The organism is Aeromonas sp. 102P (genome assembly GCF_051920345.1).
GTDB classification, from domain to species: domain Bacteria; phylum Pseudomonadota; class Gammaproteobacteria; order Enterobacterales; family Aeromonadaceae; genus Aeromonas; species Aeromonas veronii.
In genome coordinates this window covers 3,619,839-3,637,397 of sequence record NZ_JBQBCZ010000001.1, presented here as the reverse complement: position 1 = coordinate 3,637,397, position 17,559 = coordinate 3,619,839, and the positions used below count along the sequence as shown (strand labels likewise).

Genomic DNA, 17,559 nt, shown 5'->3' with positions numbered 1-17,559 from the left:
AAATGAAACACTGGATGTTACTCGGCCTGGTCGCCTTGCTGCCCCTGACTGCCAACGCAGGCGCCATGCGCTGCAAGAACGCTTTAATCAGTGATGGCGACTCATCGTTCAATGTGCTCAAGAGCTGCGGCCAGCCGCTGATGAAAGAGGACATTATCGACGAGCGCCTGCTAGATGCCCCCAAGATCGGGGAGCGCTGGACATATCAGCAAGGTGCCAACGCTATCCCCCAGGCCGTGACCATCATCAACGGCAAGGTGGTCAAGATAGAAGACCTCACCCGCTGAGAAAGACAATGGCCACGCGATGTGGCCATTTAAATCTCTTCGTTTAACGCCTAGATACCTCTTATCAAAGTCTGCGAAACCTGTTCACCAAGTTTGATAAAACTACCGTTGCGGCGGGTTTTCGTTTTTAGCGAAAACATTTTTCATTTTTCGCGGCGGGCTACACATGGCCGCGCCATATTCTGACAGTGACGGGGTTAACGAAAGCGGAGTCAAAGGAGCGTCGATTTCAGGATGCGCAGGGAGGAGAGGGCGGGGAAAAGCGAAACGGCACAGCAGAGGGAGAGGGGAGCACAAGGGCGCTCCCCACGGGATGGGGGCGGGATTCAGTCGTCCTCGTCATCCTTCACTTCGCGGATCTTGTCCTTGTAGTTGGGCAACTGCTTCTCCAGCCGTTTCATGTCTTTGATGGCATTGAGAAACAGCCCGAGCAGGAACAGCAGCGGCAACCCTATCCACAGCCAGAGATTCATGGGATTTTCCTTTCGTCAGGACAGGTGGTGACATAACGGGCCAAAATTTCATCAAGGTTGGCCAATATGGTCGACTTGCCTTCAATATCCGCCTGTTGCAGACAAAGCGCCAGTGCCGCGGGATCGAGCCGCTGCTCATCGGACTCCAGCGAGAAGCTGATATGCCAGGGCTCGTAGGCGACCCCGCTCCCCGCCCCGACCGGTTTGGCATAAGGGAGGAAGAAGCCGAAGTCGCTCATATGGTCGCTGAGCCACTCGCTGAGATCTGCAAACCAGCCCCCGGCTTCATACTCCCACGGCTCCAGCGCCAGTTTGGTGTCGGCAGGCAAACAGTCCGGGTCGTAGATATCGAGATCGGTCCCCCAGTGGTGACGGCTGGTGCCGGGCAGAGCACTCCAGCGCAGGATGGCGTGCAGCCGCTCTATCTCGCCCAGTTGCAGGGCATCGATGGGCTGGCTGTTGGCATCGAGCAGTGGCCGTTCGCCGCGCCACTTGCCATTCCAGATGGCGAGCTGGCGCTCGAAGCTGCGCCAGCTGGAGGCTGCCTGCAGGTTGAACCCCTCATAGGCGGCAGCCACCTGCATGTCGTTGAAGGCCGCCGCGGTGGCGGCAGTCAGACGATGGGGGCCGCGCCCCACCAGAATAAGGTGGCTCTCGTCGAGCCCCAGCAGTTGTTCCTGCGTCATGCCAGCAATCTCTCGAGCACCCCTTGGTACATGCCGGCCAGCAGATCCAGATCGTCCGCCTTCACGCACTCGTTCACCTTGTGAATGGTGGCGTTGACGGGCCCAAGCTCAATCACCTCGGCGCCGGTGGGGGCGATAAAGCGCCCGTCGGAGGTGCCACCAGTGGTGAGCAGGGCCGGTCGCTGACCGTTCACCGCCTCGATGGCCGCCACAGCTGCATCGAGCAGCGCGCCGGTGTCGGTGAGGAACGGCTGGCCGGAGAGGGTCCAGTTCAGCTGATAATCGAGGCCATGTTTATCCAGCAGCGCTTCGACCCGCTCACGGATATCCAGGTCGGTCAGCTGGGTGCTGAAGCGGAAGTTGAACTGGACGTGCAGTTCGCCGGGAATGACGTTGGAAGCGCCGGTGCCCGCCTGAATGTTGGCGATCTGGAAGCTGGTGGGGGGAAGTAGGCGTTGCCCTCATCCCACACGGTGGCGGCCAGTTCAGCCAGCGCTGGCGCGGCTTTGTGGATCGGGTTGTCCGCCAGATGGGGATAGGCGACATGGCCCTGCACCCCGCGCACCAGCAGATCGCCGGTGATGGAGCCGCGGCGGCCATTTTTCACCACATCCCCGACCACGGCGGTGGAGGAGGGCTCGCCGACGATGCACCAGGTGATCTTCTCGTGGCGCGCTTCCAGGGTGTCGATCACCCGGGTGGTGCCATTGATAAAGGGCCCCTCCTCATCGGAGGTGATGAGAAAAGCGATGGACCCGGTGTGATCCGGATGCTCGGCCACGAAGCGCTCGACCGCCACCACCATGGAAGCCAGCGAGCCCTTCATGTCGGCGGCGCCGCGCCCATAGAGCACGCCATCCTTGATGGTCGGCTCGAACGGCGGGGTGTGCCATTTGTCCAGCGGCCCGGCGGGCACCACGTCGGTGTGACCGGCGAAGCAGAACAGTGGCCCCTCGCTGCCACGGCGGGCCCAGAGGTTGGTGGTGTCCTCAAACACCATGGGTTCGATAACGAACCCGATCCTGGCGAGGCGCTCCGCCATCAGGGTCTGGCACCCTTCATCGAGAGGGGTAACGGAGGGGCGGCGGATCAGATCCTTGGCCAGTGCGATGACATCCGACATCAGTTGTCCTTAGTTGTCCTTAACGGGAAAAGAGGGATTGGTAGTGATCAGCCTTGAAACCCAGAGTCAGTTCGCCGTCACGGTCGAGCAGCGGACGCTTGATCATGGCCGGATGTTCCAGCAGCAGGGCGCGTGCCTTGGCGGTGTCGAGTCCTTGTTTGGCCTCATCCGGCAGGGCGCGGAAGGTGGTACCGCGACTGTTGAGCAGGGCTTCCCAGCCGAGTTTTGCCAGCCAGCTGTCCAGATCGTCCGGATTCAGGCCGTCGGTGCGGTGGTCGTGAAAGCGGTAGTCGATACCGGCCTCATCCAGCCACTTGCGGGCTTTCTTGATGGTGTCGCAGTTCTTGATGCCATAGAGGGTGATGGCCATGGGGAGTCCTTCTCTTGTGGGCGCTGGCCGTGGCTGCGCCCGAAAATCCGAATCAACACAGTGCAAGGGCCCGATTCTGGCATTGTGGCAATCCCATGGCAACGCCGATGGTCCGGCTCGCGGGTTTTACCGGAACTGGTCACACCTGAACGGCGATTTTGAGATCAAGATCAGAAGCGGTGCGGCGGGTATGCCCGATGGGGCGGTTATTGCGGGAGAAGAGCCGCTATTGCAGGAGAAAAAGAGAAAGGGTAAACGCCAGATAGCCAAAACGCGCCAGCGGGCGCGTTTTGGTCGGCATTATCAAGCACCTCAATCAGTGCAGGGTGGTCCACTCATGGTCAAAGACCCGGGCCCGTTCCCAGGGTGCATCAGGCAGGCTGGAAGAGAGGCCAGTGTATTTGCCCACGTCGTCCACCACGATGGCGGAGAGGAGCGGCAGGTTGTTTTCGGTGCAGTACATGCGGATGCGTTGCAGCAGGGTGCGCAGTTCATCCTGGCACTGCTCCAGCCCGGCCTGCTTGGCCAGTTTGGAGTAACGAATGGTAGTGCGTTCCTTTGCAGACTCGACGAGGATGTCCCACAGCTTGTAGTCGCAGGTCGAAGCACCTGCGGTGGCTTGGCTTGTCATAACTCTCTCCGGCGCGAAATGGTCGCTATGTGTCGAAGCGCATCTTCGCCAGTTCGGCGCCGTCATATGTTGATCCAACGCAAAAAAGAGGGGAGTCGCGTCACACAATTCCCGGATATGGGGTGATAAAGGTTTTCCGGTAGTTGAAATAACGAAAAATTGTTACATGGCCGACATATTATGCTAATGAATCACGGTGACGGCACCTTTATTGATAGGGATCAAAGGCAAACAGTGGTCAGATCACTAGATTTCGCTCTTCGATAAATTTATCAGGAGTGAATATTGGAACTTTTATTCGTCTTGCTCGTTCTGGTCGCCGTGGTCTACGGCATTATCAAGGATTACAACCCGCAGGCGGTGCTGGCATTGGCCGGTATGGCCATTTTCACCCTGGCCTACTGGCTGGGATTGCACCCCATTCTGCCCGCTGACAAGAGCACCGGTTTCGCCCTGTTCGACCTGTTCGAAGTGTTCAAGGGGATCTTCTCCTACCGCGCGGCGGGCCTCGGCCTCACCATCATGGCGGTGGCCGGTTTTGCCACCTACATGTCCCATATCGGTGCCTCCCAGGCGCTGGTGCGGGTGGCGGTCAAACCGGTGGCAGGCATTCAGTCCAGCTACCTGATGCTCTCCATCTGCTATCTGGTGGCGGTCTTTGTCTCCCTGTTCGTCACCTCCGCTACCGGCCTTGGCCTGCTGTTGATGGTCACCATGTATCCGGTGATGCGCAACCTCGGTATCAGCCCGGCCTCCGCTTGTGGCGTCATCGCCACCTCACAGGCGTTCGAGATTGGCCCGACCCAGACCAACGCCATCTTCTCCGCCGGTCAATCCGGCATGGATCCGACCAGCTATTTCGTTGACTACCAGATCTGGCTGGTGGCCCCCATGCTGCTGGTGACCATGGTGCTGCACTTCTTCTGGCAGCGTCACTGCGATCGCAAGGATGGTTGGGATCCTGCGCTGCATCGTGGCGATCACGCCGAGCTGGACGAACAGGGCACCGAGAGCGTGCAGGCGCCTACCTGGTATGCCCTGCTGCCGATCATCCCCTTCGTGCTGATGATGACCTTCTCCAAGCTGCTGGTGAGCGACATCAAGATGAGCGTGGAGGTGGCCATGCTGCTGTCGGTCTTTATCGGCATGCTGTGCGAGCTGCTGCGTAGCCGCTCGGTGCGTACCGCTTTTGCCGGGCTGTCGAGCTTCCTCGATGGCATGGGCAAGGTGTTTGGCCCCGTAGTGGCGCTCATCGTCTGTGCCGAGCTGTTTGCCGAATCCCTCAAGGCCATCGGCGCCATCGATACCCTGCTGCACTCTGCCAGCAATGCCGGTATCGGCAGTGGTCTGATGACCCTGGTGATGGTGGCGCTGATCATGGTTGCGGCGGTCATCATGGGCTCCGGCAACGCGGCGTTCCTCAGCTTCTCGACCCTGGCACCGGCGGTGGCGGCCAAGTTTGGCGTACCTGCGGTGACCATGCTGCTGCCGATGCAGCTCGCTTCCAGTATCGGCCGCACCGTCTCTCCCATCGCGGCTGTGCTGATCGCCTGTGCGGGGATTGCCAAGGTATCGCCCTTTACCGTGGTCAAACGCACCAGCGTGCCGATGGCGGGGGCGCTGCTGACGGCGCTGACCCTCAACTATCTGCTGTTTATGTAGTGATGTGGGTTATGTAGTGGTGTTTGGAATTTACCGGTCGGGTGGGTGGCATGGCTGCCCGCCTTTTTCTCACTGTGTCGCTTTGTTGCAATAGACGATCGGCCATCAACGCTGATTGTTGCATGGAGAAGATAATGACAGTTGTAAAGAGCCCGTTTTCCCTTGATAGCTATCTGGCCGATCTGGCCCCGCTCATCAACCTCGATTGCGGTACTCGCACCCCGGCCGGGGTAGCGACAGTGGCCGACATCATGACCGAGAAATATGAGGCCATTGGCTGGCAGGTGACTCGCCACCAGTTCGCTGCCGAGTGCGGCCCCTGCCTCGAGATCACCAATGCGCCGGGTGCCGATCACTACGACGTGATGCTGTGCGGCCACATGGATACCGTCTTCCCCGAGGGGACGGCGGCCAAGCGCCCGCTGAAAATCGAAGGCAATCAAGCCTTTGGCCCCGGCGTCTCGGACATGAAGAGCGGCCTGCTCTCTATCTGGTATGCACTCAAAGAGATGGATCCGGCATTGCTTGCCAAGCTCAAGGTGCTGGTCTGCTACAACTGCGACGAAGAGATTGGCTCCCCCTGGTCGAAAGATTGGCTGGTGGAGAAGGCCAAACAGAGCGGTTGCGTGCTGGTGGCCGAGGCAGCCCGTCCCAACGGGGATCTCATCAGCGCCCGCAAGGGCAATGCCAAGTACCGCATCACCTTCCACGGCAAGGCCTCCCACGCCGGTTCGGCCCTGACCGAAGGTGTCTCTGCTATCACCGAGCTGGCTCATTGGGTGCTGGCCATCAACGAGCAGGTCAACATGACCACGGGCACCACCATGAACGTTGGCGTGGTACAGGGCGGCACCGGTGTCAACGTGGTGCCGGACTTTGCCGAGGCGATCGTCGATCTGCGCTTCTGGAGCAACGAAGAGGCCGCTGCGGTACACGATCGGCTCACCTTTATGGCCAACAACCCCTTCCTCGCGGGCTGTCGGGTCGAGGTGGATCGCCAGAGCTTCAAGCCGGCGATGCGCCCGAGCGGTGACACCGAGGCGCTGATGGCGCTGGTGGAGGCGGCAGCCAAAGAGGAGGGGATCCCCTTCAACTGGCTGGAGGCCGGTGGCGGCTCGGATGCCAACTTCACCGCCGCCGCGGGGGTGCCGTCGCTGGATGGCTTCGGCCCCATGGGGGGCGGTTTCCACTCGGAGGCAGAGTTCCTGCTGCTGGAGAGCATCGAGCCGCGTATCCGTCTGCTGCAGCGGGTACTGGGCAAGCTGGCGAAATAAGCCGGTTTATCCCTTGTTCGGGTCGTCATGGCCTGCTCAAAACTGGTCCGCTCAAATCCAAACGGGAGGCTGTTGCCTCCCGTTTTTTTATCTCGATTTTTCGCGCGCTGAGTGAGTTGGCCAGATGGCTTGCGGCCGTTACCCCTGCGGTTCGGCCAGATAGGCCAGATGATCCTGCCGCGCCACCTGCCAGCCATCGAGGCGCAGCGGGGCGGCAAAGCCCGGGCCGTCGGTCACCATGGTGTGGTACTCCCCCTGCTCGCCGCAGGCATCGAAGCCCTCGCGCTCGGCCAGTTGTTGTAGCTCGCAGAGGGTGGCGGCATCGAGGGTGCGCCCAGTCCACTCGGGGGCCAGCACCCGGGTATCGACGCAGGAGAGGTGGGCGACGATGCCGCGGGCCAGCATATCCGCCAGCAAGGCTTGACGAGATTGCTGCCAGAGCGGGGTATGGACGGTGAGACCCAGCGGCTGGCAGCGTTCGCGGATCCAGTTTGGTGCGCCCCCCACGCTGTCGATATCTCCGGTGACTACGCCATCGAGTTGCCACTGCTCCTTGAGCCGTGCCAGTGCCCGCTCATAACCGAGATCGAACGGCGCTTCTATGGTGACCAGCAGATGGGGCAGCTCGAGGGCTTCCGCCTGACGGCGCACCAGCGGCAAGGGGTGAGCGAGAAATCGGGGTTCTGGCGGCGCAAAGGTGGCCAGTGCCATCACCTGATGGCCCGCTTGGCGAGCATGACAGAGGGCCAGCATGGCATCTTTGCCACCGCTCCAGAGCAGGATGACGCGAGACATGGATGAGATTCCGGTGGTGAACGAGGGGGCATGCTACCCAGCGGCGGGGGCAGAGGTAAAGGTATAGTGTCCGGAAATGGTGGCGGGAAAATGGTTGGGGTCACAGAGCGGGAAAAAGCAGGCCCCCGAAGCGGGGGCCTGTCTGGCAATGTGTTAAACGCGACTGCGATTAGAGCAGGATGCTGGTGAGGATAAAGCCCAGCGAGCAGGAGGTCACCACCCCGATCAGCCCCGGAATGATGAAGCTGTGGTTGATGATGAACTTGCCGATGCGGGTGGTGCCGGAGCGGTCGAAACCGATACAGGCCAGATCGCTCGGGTAGGTCGGCAGCACGAAGTAGCCGTAGCTCGCCGGCAGGAAGGCGATCAGCAGCTTGGGTTCGACACCCAGCGCCAGACCCATGGGGGCGATGGCGGTGAGGGCGGCGGCCTGGCTGTTTACCAGCTTGGAGATGAGGAACAGCACCAGGGCGTAGGTCCAGGGCTGGGCCTGTACCACATGGGCCAGAGTCTCTTTGAGCAGCGGCATGTGAGCCTGGAAGAAGGTCTCACTCATCCAGGCAACCCCGAATACGGAGAAGATGGCGACCATGCCTGCCTTGAAGACGGCGCCGTTGGCAATCTCGCCCGGCTTGACCTTGCAGCGCATCAGGATGATGGCACCGGCGATCAGCATCATCATCTGGATCACCAGGTTCATGGAGAGCGGGCCGGTCTTGTCCTTGATGGTGAACACCGGACGCAGACCTTCGTTGGCACCGAGCAATACCACGGCAGCGATGGCGGCGAAGAAGATCCAGGTAGACCAGTATGCCTCTTTCGGGAACTTGGTATTGAGCAGGGTTTCACCACCGCCGTAGATGAAGGCACGCTGCTCCGGGTCTTTGATTTTGGCCTGGAACTCTTCGTCCTTGTCCAGATCCTTGCCGCGACGCAGGCTCCACAGGGCCGCCACGATGACACCGGTCAGGGAGGAGGGGATGGCGATCATCAGGATGTCGAGCAGGCCGTAAGCCTGACCGATACCGTGACCGGCCGCCAGAATGGAGACCATGGAAACCACGGCAACGGAGACCGGGGAGGCGCAGATGGCCATCTGGGAGGCAACGGAGGCCACGGCCATCGGGCGCTCGGGGCGGATGTTCTTCTGCAGCGCGATGTCAGCGATGATGGGGAACATGGTGTAGACCACGTGGCCGGTACCGCACAGGAAGGTGAGGGTCCAGGTGGTGAGCGGCGCCAGGATAGTGATGTATTGCGGGTGACGGCGCAGCAGACGCTCGGCCACTTGCATCATCAGGTTGAGGCCACCGGCAGTCTGCAGGGTAGCGGCACAGCCGATCACCGCCAGAATGGTCAGCATTACCTGAACAGGCGGTTCGCCCGGCACCAGGCCGAAGACGAAGGTCAGCAGGAAGAGACCGATACCACTGATGAGACCGAGTCCCATGCCCCCAAAGCGGGTACCCAGCAGCAAGCAGCCGAGTACCACTAAAAATTCCATCAAGATCATTCCGTTACCTCGTGTGATTCAACCCATATTGCCGCGGGTAGCCTGAACCATGAATTGTCATTGTCTGTTTTATTTAGCCCAAAAGGGTTAGTTGCTATTCTGCTCCCCTGAAAAAGTGAAAAAATTGAGTTACTTCAATAACTCGATGAATTTTTGATTAAACCACTTAAAAACCACGTACTAACAAAAACATTATTTTTGTCACCAAGTGGTATCACTCGGGGCCAAGCCATCGGGTGGTCATGGTGGCAGCACAGTGCGGCAACAGAACTGCAGGGGAGGGGCATAAAAGGGCTCGATTGCGGCAGAAGAGGGTGAAAAAGCCAGCGCTCAGGCTATTTTTGCCAGCAAGGGCTGACTTCGGCGGGTTGGCTCACTTGGCCGCAGGGCCTTGCTGCAGATAGCGGCGCTGATAATCTTCGCTCAGCTTGGCAATATCCAATCTGGCAATGGCCTGCGCCACCCGTTGCTGCAACGCCTGCTGATCGGGGCGAAACATGATGTGCAGGCTCTTGTGTTCGAGGATCTTCGGGTGAAATTGCAATCCGGCGCTGCTCAGCTTGCGATCATGGTTGATGAGCCAGTGAAAGACATCCCGATCGATCACCGCCAGATCGAGCCGGTCGCGCTGCAATTTGCGCAGGTTGAGCAGGTCGGAATCGACGGCGGCAGTGTTGAGGCGCTTGCTGGCCATCAGAGCATCGAATTCACGGGTGTTGACGTACCCCTCCACCACGCCGATCCGGTAGGGGGCGAGATCCGTGAGCTGCTGCCAGGGGATGGGGGGGCCCGAACGCTGCGCCATGCCCAGCACGCTGTCGCCCACGCTGGGGGAGCTGCGCCACAGGGTCGGCAGGGTGTCGGAGAGGTACTCGGGAAAATAGCCGCTGTAAGGCTGGGTCGGGTCGGCCGCCAGGCGCACCGCCCGCTGCCACGGATAGAAGTCGAACGTCACCTCCAGTCCCGCTTCGGCAAAGGCGCGTTTGACGATATGACCGGTGAGGCCGCCATCGGGCAGGCTCTGGCTGGTGTAGGGGGGCCACTCCAGGGTGGTCAGACGAACGGGCTCGGCCCACAGTTGAACAGGCATGCAGGACAACAATAGCGAGAGCAGCAGGCGATATCCCATAGGCGACGAGTTCCTTGTGCCGGTTGATCCTGAGTATCACCCATAACGGTGACAATAAAAAAGCCGACCCACAGGTCGGCTTTTGCAATGCAGTGGCAAGATGCCGCTGATCAGAACTCGGCGGTACGCGGAGTACGCGGGAACGGGATCACGTCGCGGACGTTGCCCATGCCGGTCACGTAGACCACCAGACGCTCGAAGCCCAGACCGAAGCCGGAGTGTGGCACGGTACCGAATCGACGCAGGTCGCGGTACCACCAGTAATCTTCCTTGTTTAGGCCCATCTCGGCCAGGCGGGCATCCAGCACGTCCAGACGTTCTTCACGCTGGGAACCACCGATGATCTCGCCGATGCCCGGTGCCAGTACGTCCATCGCGGCAACGGTCTTGCCGTCGTCGTTGAGGCGCATGTAGAAGGCTTTGATATCTTTCGGGTAGTTCTTCACCACCACCGGAGACTTGAAGTGTTCCTCGGCCAGATAGCGCTCGTGCTCGGAGGAGAGATCGATACCCCAGGAGACCGGGAACTCGAACTTCTTGCCGCAGTTTTTCAGCACTTCGATGGCGTCGGTGTAGTCGATCTGGGCGAAGTCGGAGGAGACGAAACGCTCCAGACGGCCGATGGCATCCTTGTCCACGTGCTGGGCGAAGAACTCCAGATCGTCACGACGCTCGGTCAGTACGGCGTTGAAGACATACTTCAGCATGGCTTCGGCCAGTGCGGCGTTATCTTCCAGATCGTTGAAGGCCACTTCCGGCTCAACCATCCAGAACTCGGCCAGGTGGCGGCTGGTGTTGGAGTTTTCAGCGCGGAAGGTCGGGCCGAAGGTGTAGACCTTGGAGAGTGCGCAGGCATAGGTTTCGGCGTTCAGCTGGCCGGATACGGTCAGGAAAGCCTCTTTGCCAAAGAAATCTTCGTTGTAGTCCACCTTGCCGGCGTCGGTGCGCGGCAGGTTTTCCATGTCCAGAGTGGAGACGCGGAACATCTCGCCGGCACCTTCGGTGTCAGAGGCGGTGATGAGCGGGGTCGCAACCCAGAGGAAACCCTCTTCGTGGAAGAAGCGGTGGATGGCTTGCGCCAGGCAGTGACGAACGCGGGTCACGGCGCCAACGATGTTGGTGCGCGGGCGCAGGTGGGCCTGTTCACGCAGGTATTCGATGCTGTGGCGCTTGGCGGCCATCGGGTAGGTGTCCGGATCTTCGACCCAGCCGACTACCTTCACCTCGGTCGCCTGCAGTTCGAAAGCCTGGCCGCTGCCCTGAGAGGCGGCAACCACGCCGGTCACTTCCACGGAGCAGGCAGTGGTCAGACGCAGCACTTCATTCTCGTAATTGGCCAGGGTATTGGGGACAACTGCCTGTACCGGATGGAAACAGGAGCCATCAGAAATGGCCAAAAATGAGATCCCCGCCTTGGAATCACGGCGAGTCCGGATCCACCCTTTGACAGTTTGGGTGGTGCCGACCGGATACTTACCGGCCAGCACATCTACTACGGATGCGTGCGTCATCGAAATATTGTCTCCAGCTTGTTCTTGCAGCGCTATTTGCAACACTAGGGAGTCTGGCCCGGGCACAGATGGCCCACCATGGCAGACTAAGCCGTCAATCTTACCCGCGCGGGTTTGATAAACAAGCAAAAATGTCGGACTCTGGTGGGGTTTTCGGCATGCTTCACTCAACAAGAGTGTCACGGGCGCAGGAGAGGTGGGTGAAAGATCGGCGGCATGGGCCAGATTGGCTGACACGGGTGTTGCAGGGGCTGGTGATGCTCTGCTGGGGCGGCTTTATCGTGCTGCTCTCCCTTTACCACTATGCCCGGCCCGAAATTGCCTACGGTTTTCTGGTCTATGGCGGGATCGAGGTGCGCGATTATTGGGACCCGGCCCTTACCCCTTGGTTGGTCTACGGGCTCTGGAGCTGTTGCGCCCTGACGCTGGCGGTGTTGCTGCTGGAGCGCAAGCGCAGCCGCCGTCAGGATGACTCCCGGCATGTCAATCTGGCCATCCTGCTATTGGTGCTGATCGCCAGTCTGCTTTTCTACTACGTCGGTTAAGCGCCCGCCTCAGCGGGGCTGATCCGGCTCCTGCCTGCTGGCCTTGGTGCGCTTGCCGAGTTGGCGCTCCACGCTGTCGAGCATCTGGTTGTAGGCCACCGCCACGCGGCCAATCTCGTCGCCGTCATCCCCCTCCAGCCGGTGACCGAAGTCGTGCAGGTCGGTGGCCTCTTCCATGGAGCGGGTCAACTGGTTGAGAGGGCGCACGATCCAGGTGCGGATGACCCAGAGGGTCAGCAGCAGTCCCATCCCGAAGATGCCGGTGAGAATGAGCGCCGAGGTGAGAATATTCTGCTCGACCCGGGTAAACAGCGAATCGAGGGAGTAGTCAAAGCGCACGGCCCCTAACACAGTGTTCTCCGGCACCAGATGACAGCTGGTGCAGTCGGTGCCGCGAAAATCCTTCTTGGCCAGCAGCGGTCGGGTGACCACCAGACGGCTGTGCATGCCGTTGTGCACCACCTCCAGACTCCCTTTGCCCGCCAGAGCCAGCTCATCAAACTCATCTTTTACCTGTTCTGTCTCCCGTCCTGGCCCGAACTGTTTGCTCACCGCGTCGCCACGTACGATGCGGGCATCCTCCACATGGGCGTGGTCGAGAAACTTGCCGCGCAGGGTATCGCGGGCATCCATCTTGCCGGTCAGCATCAGCATGTTGAGGCCGTCGAAATAGGCTTCGGTCTGCTCGCGGCTCTGCTCCTTGATGAGGGTCAGGATGAGATCGCGCTCGCGCACCGCCTGATAGGCTGCGGAGAAGACCAGTACCATGGAGAAGATGAAGAGCAGGAAAAAGTTGATTTTGGCAGCAATGGAGAGGCGCATGAGCAGTCTTTCTTGATGGTAAAACCGCAGCAGTTTACCCCTCTTGGAGCCTCAGGTCTGGTGTTTTGCTCACATTACGGCAAGTGAAACAGCACTGAAGTGGATAAAGTTGCGCTCTTTATATATCAAATGCCGGTAGTCAAACGGGCGGCAGCGATGGCCGCCCGCTGCATGCATTAAAACTCGCCTTCGGTGATGGCCTGACTGATGGCGCCGGTCAATACCCGCAACTCTTCAGGGGTGATGACGAAGGGGGGCATCAGGTAGACCAGCTTGCCAAAGGGGCGGATCCAGGCGCCCAGTTCGACAAACTTGCGCTGGATGCGCGCTACATCCACCCGCTCTTTCATCTCCACCACCCCGATGGCGCCGAGCACCCGCACATCCGCGACCGCCGGGTGCAGGGTCAGCTCTACCAGCTCGGTACGCAGCTGATGCTCGATGGTGCGCACCCGCTCCTGCCACGGTGAGGCCAGCAGCAGATCGATGGAGGCGTTGGCCACCGCGCAGGCGAGGGGATTGCCCATAAAAGTGGGGCCGTGCATAAAGACGCCGACCTTGCCGTTACAGATGGTATGGGCGACATGCTCGGTTGTCAGGGTCGCCGAGAGGGTGAGGTAGCCGCCGGTAAGCGCCTTGCCCAGACACATGATGTCGGGGCTGATCCCCGCCCAGTCGCATGCAAACAGCTGACCGGTACGGCCAAAGCCGGTGGCGATCTCGTCGGCAATCAGCAGCACGCCGAATTCGTCGCACAGGGCGCGCACCCACTGCAGGTAGCGGGGGTGATAGAAGCGCATGCCGCCAGCCCCTTGCACTATGGGCTCAAGTACGATGGCGGCGATCTCTTCGTGATGATCCGCCATGAGTGTCGCCAGCTCCACCACGCACTGTTCATCCCACTCGGCGTGGAAGCGGCAGCTGGGTGCTTCGACAAAATAGTGCTCCGGCAGGAATCCCTTGTAGAGCTCATGCATGCCGCCATCGGGATCGCAGACGCTCATGGCGCCAAAGGTGTCGCCGTGATAGCCGCTGCGCAGGGCGACAAATTTGGCTCTGGGCGTCCCCTTGGCGTGCCAGTACTGCTGCGCCATCTTGAGTGCCACTTCCACTGCTACCGAGCCGGAATCAGCCAGAAATACCCGATCAAGCCCCTTCGGAGTGGTCTCCACCAGCTTGCGGCAGAGCTCAACCGCCGGAGCGTGGGTGAGGCCGCCAAACATCACGTGGGACATCTTGCCGAGCTGGGCGGTGGCGGCGGCGTCCAACTCCGGCACCTGATAGCCGTGCACGCAAGCCCACCAGGAGCTCATGCCATCCACCAGTTTGCGGCCATCGCTGAGGGTGATGGTCACCCCTTTGGCGCTGGCCACTTCATAGCAGGGTAGGGGGTGAGTGAGGGAGGTATAGGGGTGCCAGATGTGGTGCAGGTCGAATTCTTGATTGGTCATTTGCTGTTCTGTTGTCAATTGGTTTGATCTGGTCGGTGTTGACAGTCTACGCGTGCTCTCTACACTAGCCAACAATTTCAGCCACTTGGCACTGCGCATCACCCTGAGCGCGCAGGCCCGGCGGCGGGTTTTGTGGCCGTCCATCCCAAGATGGCGGGCGCAGGATCCCACTAATAACAACCGGAAGCCATGTATGAATGCTCTCACCGCGGGCGGTCACGCCCTTCGTCATGACTGGACCCTCGCCGAGGTTCAGGCCCTGTTTGCCCTGCCGTTCAACGATCTGCTGTTTCAGGCCCAGACCGTCCACCGCGCCCACTTTGACCCGAATGAAGTGCAGGTGAGTACTTTGCTCTCCATCAAGACCGGCGCCTGCCCGGAAGATTGCAAATACTGCCCCCAGAGCGCCCGTTACCACACCGGTCTTGAGGCCGAGCGGCTGATGGAGGTGGAGAAGGTGCTGGAGCGGGCCCGCGAAGCCAAGGCCAACGGCTCGTCACGCTTTTGCATGGGGGCCGCCTGGCGCAACCCCAAAGAGAAGGACATGCCCTACATCATCCGGATGATCGAGGAGGTGCGCGGGCTCGGTATGGAGACCTGCATGACGCTAGGGATGCTCACCGCCGATCAGGCGGCCCGTCTTGGCGCTGCGGGGCTCGATTACTACAACCACAACCTCGATACCTCGCCCGAGTTTTACGGCGAGATCATCTCTACCCGCACCTATCAGGATCGACTCGATACCCTGGAGCATGTGCGCGGTGCCGGGATGAAGGTGTGCTCCGGCGGTATCGTCGGCATGGGCGAGCAGGCCAAAGACCGTGCGGGCCTCTTGATGGCGCTCGCCAACCTGCCGCGCCACCCGGAGAGTGTGCCCATCAACATGCTGGTCAAGGTGAAGGGAACGCCGCTGGAGGATCAGGAGAACCTCGATCCGTTCGAATTTATCCGCACCATCGCCGTGGCACGGATCATGATGCCCGCCTCCCATGTGCGCCTCTCAGCCGGGCGGGAGAAGATGAATGAGCAGATGCAGGCCATGTGTTTTATGGCCGGGGCCAACTCCATTTTCTATGGCTGCAAGTTGCTGACCACCCCCAACCCGGACGAAAACAGCGATATGCAGCTGTTCAAGCGGCTCGGCATTCGCCCTGCCCAGCGGGCCCAGAAGCCGGATCAGGTTCAAGAAGAGGAACTGCTGGCCGAGGTGAGTCGCCAGAGCGAGCCTGCCGAGATGTTTTATGACGCCACCCGCCCCCGTGCAAGGGCTGCGCGGTCATGAACGGCCCTGCAGTAACGGGCCCCTTTGTGTTGGGCACGGCTCTGGCCGAGCGCGAGCAGGTGGGTCTGCTGCGCAACCGCATCGCGACCGACGTGGCGAGTGGCGGGCGGCTCAGGGTTGCGGGGCGCGACTACCTCAACTTTTCCGCCAACGACTATCTGGGACTGGCGGATCACGGCGCCATCAAGGCCGCCTTCAACACGGGGATTGAACGTTATGGCACGGGCTCCGGCGCCTCGCCGCTGGTGACCGGGTACAGCCGTGCCCACCAACAGCTTGAGGAGACCCTGGCCGAGTGGCTCGGGGTGGAGGCGGTGCTGCTGTTCAACTGCGGTTTTTCGGCCAATCAGGCGGTGCTCAAAGCGCTGCTCGGCAAGGAACATCTGCTGTGGCAGGACAAACTCAACCACGCCTCTTTGCAGGAGATGGGCAGCCAGCTCCCTTGCAAGATGAAGCGTTTTGCCCACAACGATATGGCGGCCCTTGAACGGCAGCTTGAACCAAATCGCGGGCTCATCGTCTCGGAGGGGGTGTTCAGCATGGACGGGGATCAGGGCCCTTGGCGCGATCTCGCAACCCTCGCCGCCCAAAGCGGCAACTGGCTGATGATCGACGATGCCCACGGTCTCGGCGTGCTGGGACCCGAGGGGCGTGGCACGCTGGCGGCGCAGGGGGTTCCTCCTGCCAGCGTACACATCCAGATGGGCACTTTTGGCAAGGCGCTCGGGGTTGCCGGTGCCTTTGTCGGCGGCAGCCGCGAGCTGGTGGAGTATCTGGTCAACTTCGCTCGCCACTATGTCTACAGCACCCATATGCCCGCCGCCCAGGCCTGCGCGGTCAGCAAGAGCATCGAACTGGTGCGCGCGGCTGATAAGTCCCGCGCCCATCTTGGCCAGCTGATCGCTCGCTTCCGGCAAGGGGCACAGGCGTTGGGTTGGCAGCTTGGCGCGAGCAACACCCCCATCCAGCCGCTGCTGGTAGGGGAGAGCAGTGTTGCCCTGCAACTGGCTGAACGGCTGCGGGAGCGCGGCGTCTGGGTGAGCGCCATCCGCCCGCCCACGGTGCCGGTCGGTACGGCCCGGCTGCGTATTACCCTGAGTGCTGCTCACCGCGAGCAGGATCTGGATCGCCTGCTCGATGCCTTGGGGGTCTGCCCTGCAGCTACAACGCTTGGGGAGGCTCACCATGACTGAGCGTTTTCAAACGGTCGACAAGGCGCAGCTTGCTCGCCGTTTCGGCGCCGCCGCTCGTCATTACGATGCCCATGCCCGCTTTCAACAGGAGGTGGGTCAGGCGCTGCTGGAATGGATGCCGAGCAGTCCGGTTGGCACTGATCTGACGGTGAGCGGGCTGGATCTGGGCTGCGGCACCGGCTTTTTCTTGCCCCAACTGGCGAACCGTTGTCACCAGCTGGTGGGGCTGGATCTCGCCCCCGGCATGCTGGCGCAGGCCGCCTTGCGTGGCTGCGGCGCCCGCCTGCTCTGCGGCGATGCGGAGCAGCTTCCTTTCGCCGATAACGCGTTCGACTGGATTTTCTCCAGTCTGGCGCTGCAGTGGTGCGAGCGTCCGGCCCAGGCTTTCGGCGAGCTGCTGCGGGTGGTCAAACCGGGCGGCCAGATCTTTTTCTCGACCCTGCTCGATGAGTCGCTCTGGCAGTTGCGAGCCGCCTGGCAGCAGCTTGATGGTCGCGCCCATGTCAATCGCTTCCTCTGCCTGCCACAATTGGAGCAGGCGCTGGCTAGCGCTGGGGTATCTGCTCCCGAGCTGCGTTGTATCACCTGGGATCTCGCCTATCTTGAATTGCCGCAGTTGTTGCGCGATCTCAAGGGGATTGGGGCCAATCAGATCAATGACAATCAGGGGAGTGCCGCCCCGGCCGGTCTGAGCGGTCGCGCCAGATTGCAGCAGCTGGCGCAGGCGTATGAGGCGTTTCGCCAGCCCGATGGCAGGCTGGTCGCCAGTTATCGGGTGTGCCTCGGCCGCCTCAGCAAGCCTCGCTGAGCGC

General features: G+C 61.0%; 17 protein-coding genes and 1 pseudogene. 7 read left to right on the top strand and 11 right to left on the bottom strand.

The annotated features are described in order from the left end of the window. Positions 1 to 2 precede the first annotated feature (2 nt). On the top strand, positions 3 to 287 hold the full coding sequence (locus ACTG1K_RS16925) for a DUF2845 domain-containing protein (protein WP_244775124.1): 285 nt from the start codon (positions 3 to 5) through the stop codon (positions 285 to 287). A 326-nt stretch (positions 288 to 613) separates the two neighbouring features. On the opposite strand, the gene ACTG1K_RS16920 is transcribed toward ACTG1K_RS16925, so the two are convergent. The 5 genes and pseudogenes from ACTG1K_RS16920 to ACTG1K_RS16900 all read right to left on the bottom strand — a co-directional run bounded on the left by ACTG1K_RS16920 (position 614) and on the right by ACTG1K_RS16900 (position 3,570). Then, a complete protein-coding gene (locus ACTG1K_RS16920; protein WP_005337933.1) occupies positions 614 to 760 on the bottom strand; it encodes a hypothetical protein in 147 nt (48 codons plus the stop codon). After that, entirely contained in the window at positions 757 to 1,446 is a 690-nt protein-coding gene (locus ACTG1K_RS16915) for a M15 family metallopeptidase (RefSeq protein ID WP_113738788.1), read from the bottom strand. Before ACTG1K_RS16915 ends, ACTG1K_RS16920 begins: the two co-directional genes overlap by 4 nt. After that, positions 1,443 to 2,569, bottom strand: a pseudogene (gene dapE / locus ACTG1K_RS16910) (succinyl-diaminopimelate desuccinylase). The gene ACTG1K_RS16915 and the pseudogene dapE overlap by 4 nt, the downstream one beginning before the upstream one ends. 19 nt (positions 2,570 to 2,588) lie before the next feature. Continuing rightward, positions 2,589 to 2,939 carry an ArsC family reductase gene (locus ACTG1K_RS16905; protein ID WP_100654122.1) on the bottom strand — a complete coding sequence of 117 codons (351 nt, stop codon included), beginning with the start codon at positions 2,937 to 2,939 and terminating at the stop codon, positions 2,589 to 2,591. 316 nt (positions 2,940 to 3,255) lie between these two features. Continuing rightward, the gene (locus ACTG1K_RS16900) at positions 3,256 to 3,570 is read right to left on the bottom strand and encodes a hypothetical protein (protein ID WP_440006093.1); all 315 of its coding nucleotides are present in this window, start codon (positions 3,568 to 3,570) and stop codon (positions 3,256 to 3,258) included. Positions 3,571 to 3,855: 285 nt separating this feature from the next. Here ACTG1K_RS16900 and dcuC point away from each other — a divergent pair, with 285 nt between their 5' ends. Beyond that, on the top strand, positions 3,856 to 5,232 hold the full coding sequence (gene dcuC, locus ACTG1K_RS16895; RefSeq protein WP_440006091.1) for a C4-dicarboxylate transporter DcuC: 1,377 nt from the start codon (positions 3,856 to 3,858) through the stop codon (positions 5,230 to 5,232). A gap of 134 nt (positions 5,233 to 5,366) precedes the next feature. After that, complete coding sequence (locus ACTG1K_RS16890; RefSeq protein WP_043818554.1) at positions 5,367 to 6,506, top strand: M20 family metallopeptidase; 1,140 nt, start codon at positions 5,367 to 5,369, stop codon at positions 6,504 to 6,506. 138 nt (positions 6,507 to 6,644) lie between these two features. Here ACTG1K_RS16890 and ACTG1K_RS16885 read toward each other — a convergent pair whose 3' ends face one another. The 4 genes from ACTG1K_RS16885 to asnS all read right to left on the bottom strand — a co-directional run bounded on the left by ACTG1K_RS16885 (position 6,645) and on the right by asnS (position 11,454). Next, on the bottom strand, positions 6,645 to 7,301 hold the full coding sequence (locus ACTG1K_RS16885; RefSeq protein ID WP_440006089.1) for a hypothetical protein: 657 nt from the start codon (positions 7,299 to 7,301) through the stop codon (positions 6,645 to 6,647). A 169-nt stretch (positions 7,302 to 7,470) separates the two neighbouring features. After that, entirely contained in the window at positions 7,471 to 8,814 is a 1,344-nt protein-coding gene (locus tag ACTG1K_RS16880; RefSeq protein ID WP_005337916.1) for an anaerobic C4-dicarboxylate transporter, read from the bottom strand. A 373-nt stretch (positions 8,815 to 9,187) separates the two neighbouring features. Further along, the gene (locus ACTG1K_RS16875; RefSeq protein ID WP_429150443.1) at positions 9,188 to 9,943 is read right to left on the bottom strand and encodes a substrate-binding periplasmic protein; all 756 of its coding nucleotides are present in this window, start codon (positions 9,941 to 9,943) and stop codon (positions 9,188 to 9,190) included. A 110-nt stretch (positions 9,944 to 10,053) separates the two neighbouring features. Beyond that, on the bottom strand, positions 10,054 to 11,454 hold the full coding sequence (gene asnS / locus ACTG1K_RS16870) for an asparagine--tRNA ligase (RefSeq protein WP_043818544.1): 1,401 nt from the start codon (positions 11,452 to 11,454) through the stop codon (positions 10,054 to 10,056). Between the two features lie 200 nt (positions 11,455 to 11,654). Here asnS and ACTG1K_RS16865 point away from each other — a divergent pair, with 200 nt between their 5' ends. After that, positions 11,655 to 11,999 (top strand): hypothetical protein, encoded by a 345-nt coding sequence (locus ACTG1K_RS16865; protein ID WP_005359354.1) that lies wholly within the window; start codon positions 11,655 to 11,657, stop codon positions 11,997 to 11,999. Positions 12,000 to 12,008: 9 nt separating this feature from the next. Here the strand turns inward: ACTG1K_RS16865 and ACTG1K_RS16860 are convergent, their stop codons facing one another. Together ACTG1K_RS16860 and bioA are read right to left on the bottom strand one after the other, a co-directional pair. Continuing rightward, entirely contained in the window at positions 12,009 to 12,821 is an 813-nt protein-coding gene (locus tag ACTG1K_RS16860) for a HAMP domain-containing protein (RefSeq protein WP_005350472.1), read from the bottom strand. A gap of 176 nt (positions 12,822 to 12,997) precedes the next feature. Then, on the bottom strand, positions 12,998 to 14,272 hold the full coding sequence (gene bioA, locus ACTG1K_RS16855; RefSeq protein WP_204379548.1) for an adenosylmethionine--8-amino-7-oxononanoate transaminase: 1,275 nt from the start codon (positions 14,270 to 14,272) through the stop codon (positions 12,998 to 13,000). A gap of 193 nt (positions 14,273 to 14,465) precedes the next feature. On the opposite strand from bioA, the gene bioB reads away from it, so the two are divergent. The 3 genes from bioB to bioC are packed head-to-tail and all read left to right on the top strand — an operon-like array spanning position 14,466 to position 17,555. Beyond that, a complete protein-coding gene (gene bioB / locus ACTG1K_RS16850; RefSeq protein WP_204379549.1) occupies positions 14,466 to 15,554 on the top strand; it encodes a biotin synthase BioB in 1,089 nt (362 codons plus the stop codon). Beyond that, complete coding sequence (bioF, locus tag ACTG1K_RS16845; RefSeq protein WP_429150446.1) at positions 15,551 to 16,747, top strand: 8-amino-7-oxononanoate synthase; 1,197 nt, start codon at positions 15,551 to 15,553, stop codon at positions 16,745 to 16,747. The genes bioB and bioF overlap by 4 nt, the downstream gene beginning before the upstream one ends. Continuing rightward, complete coding sequence (gene bioC / locus ACTG1K_RS16840) at positions 16,740 to 17,555, top strand: malonyl-ACP O-methyltransferase BioC (protein WP_429150448.1); 816 nt, start codon at positions 16,740 to 16,742, stop codon at positions 17,553 to 17,555. Before bioF ends, bioC begins: the two co-directional genes overlap by 8 nt. The last annotated feature ends 4 nt before the right edge of the window (positions 17,556 to 17,559 follow it).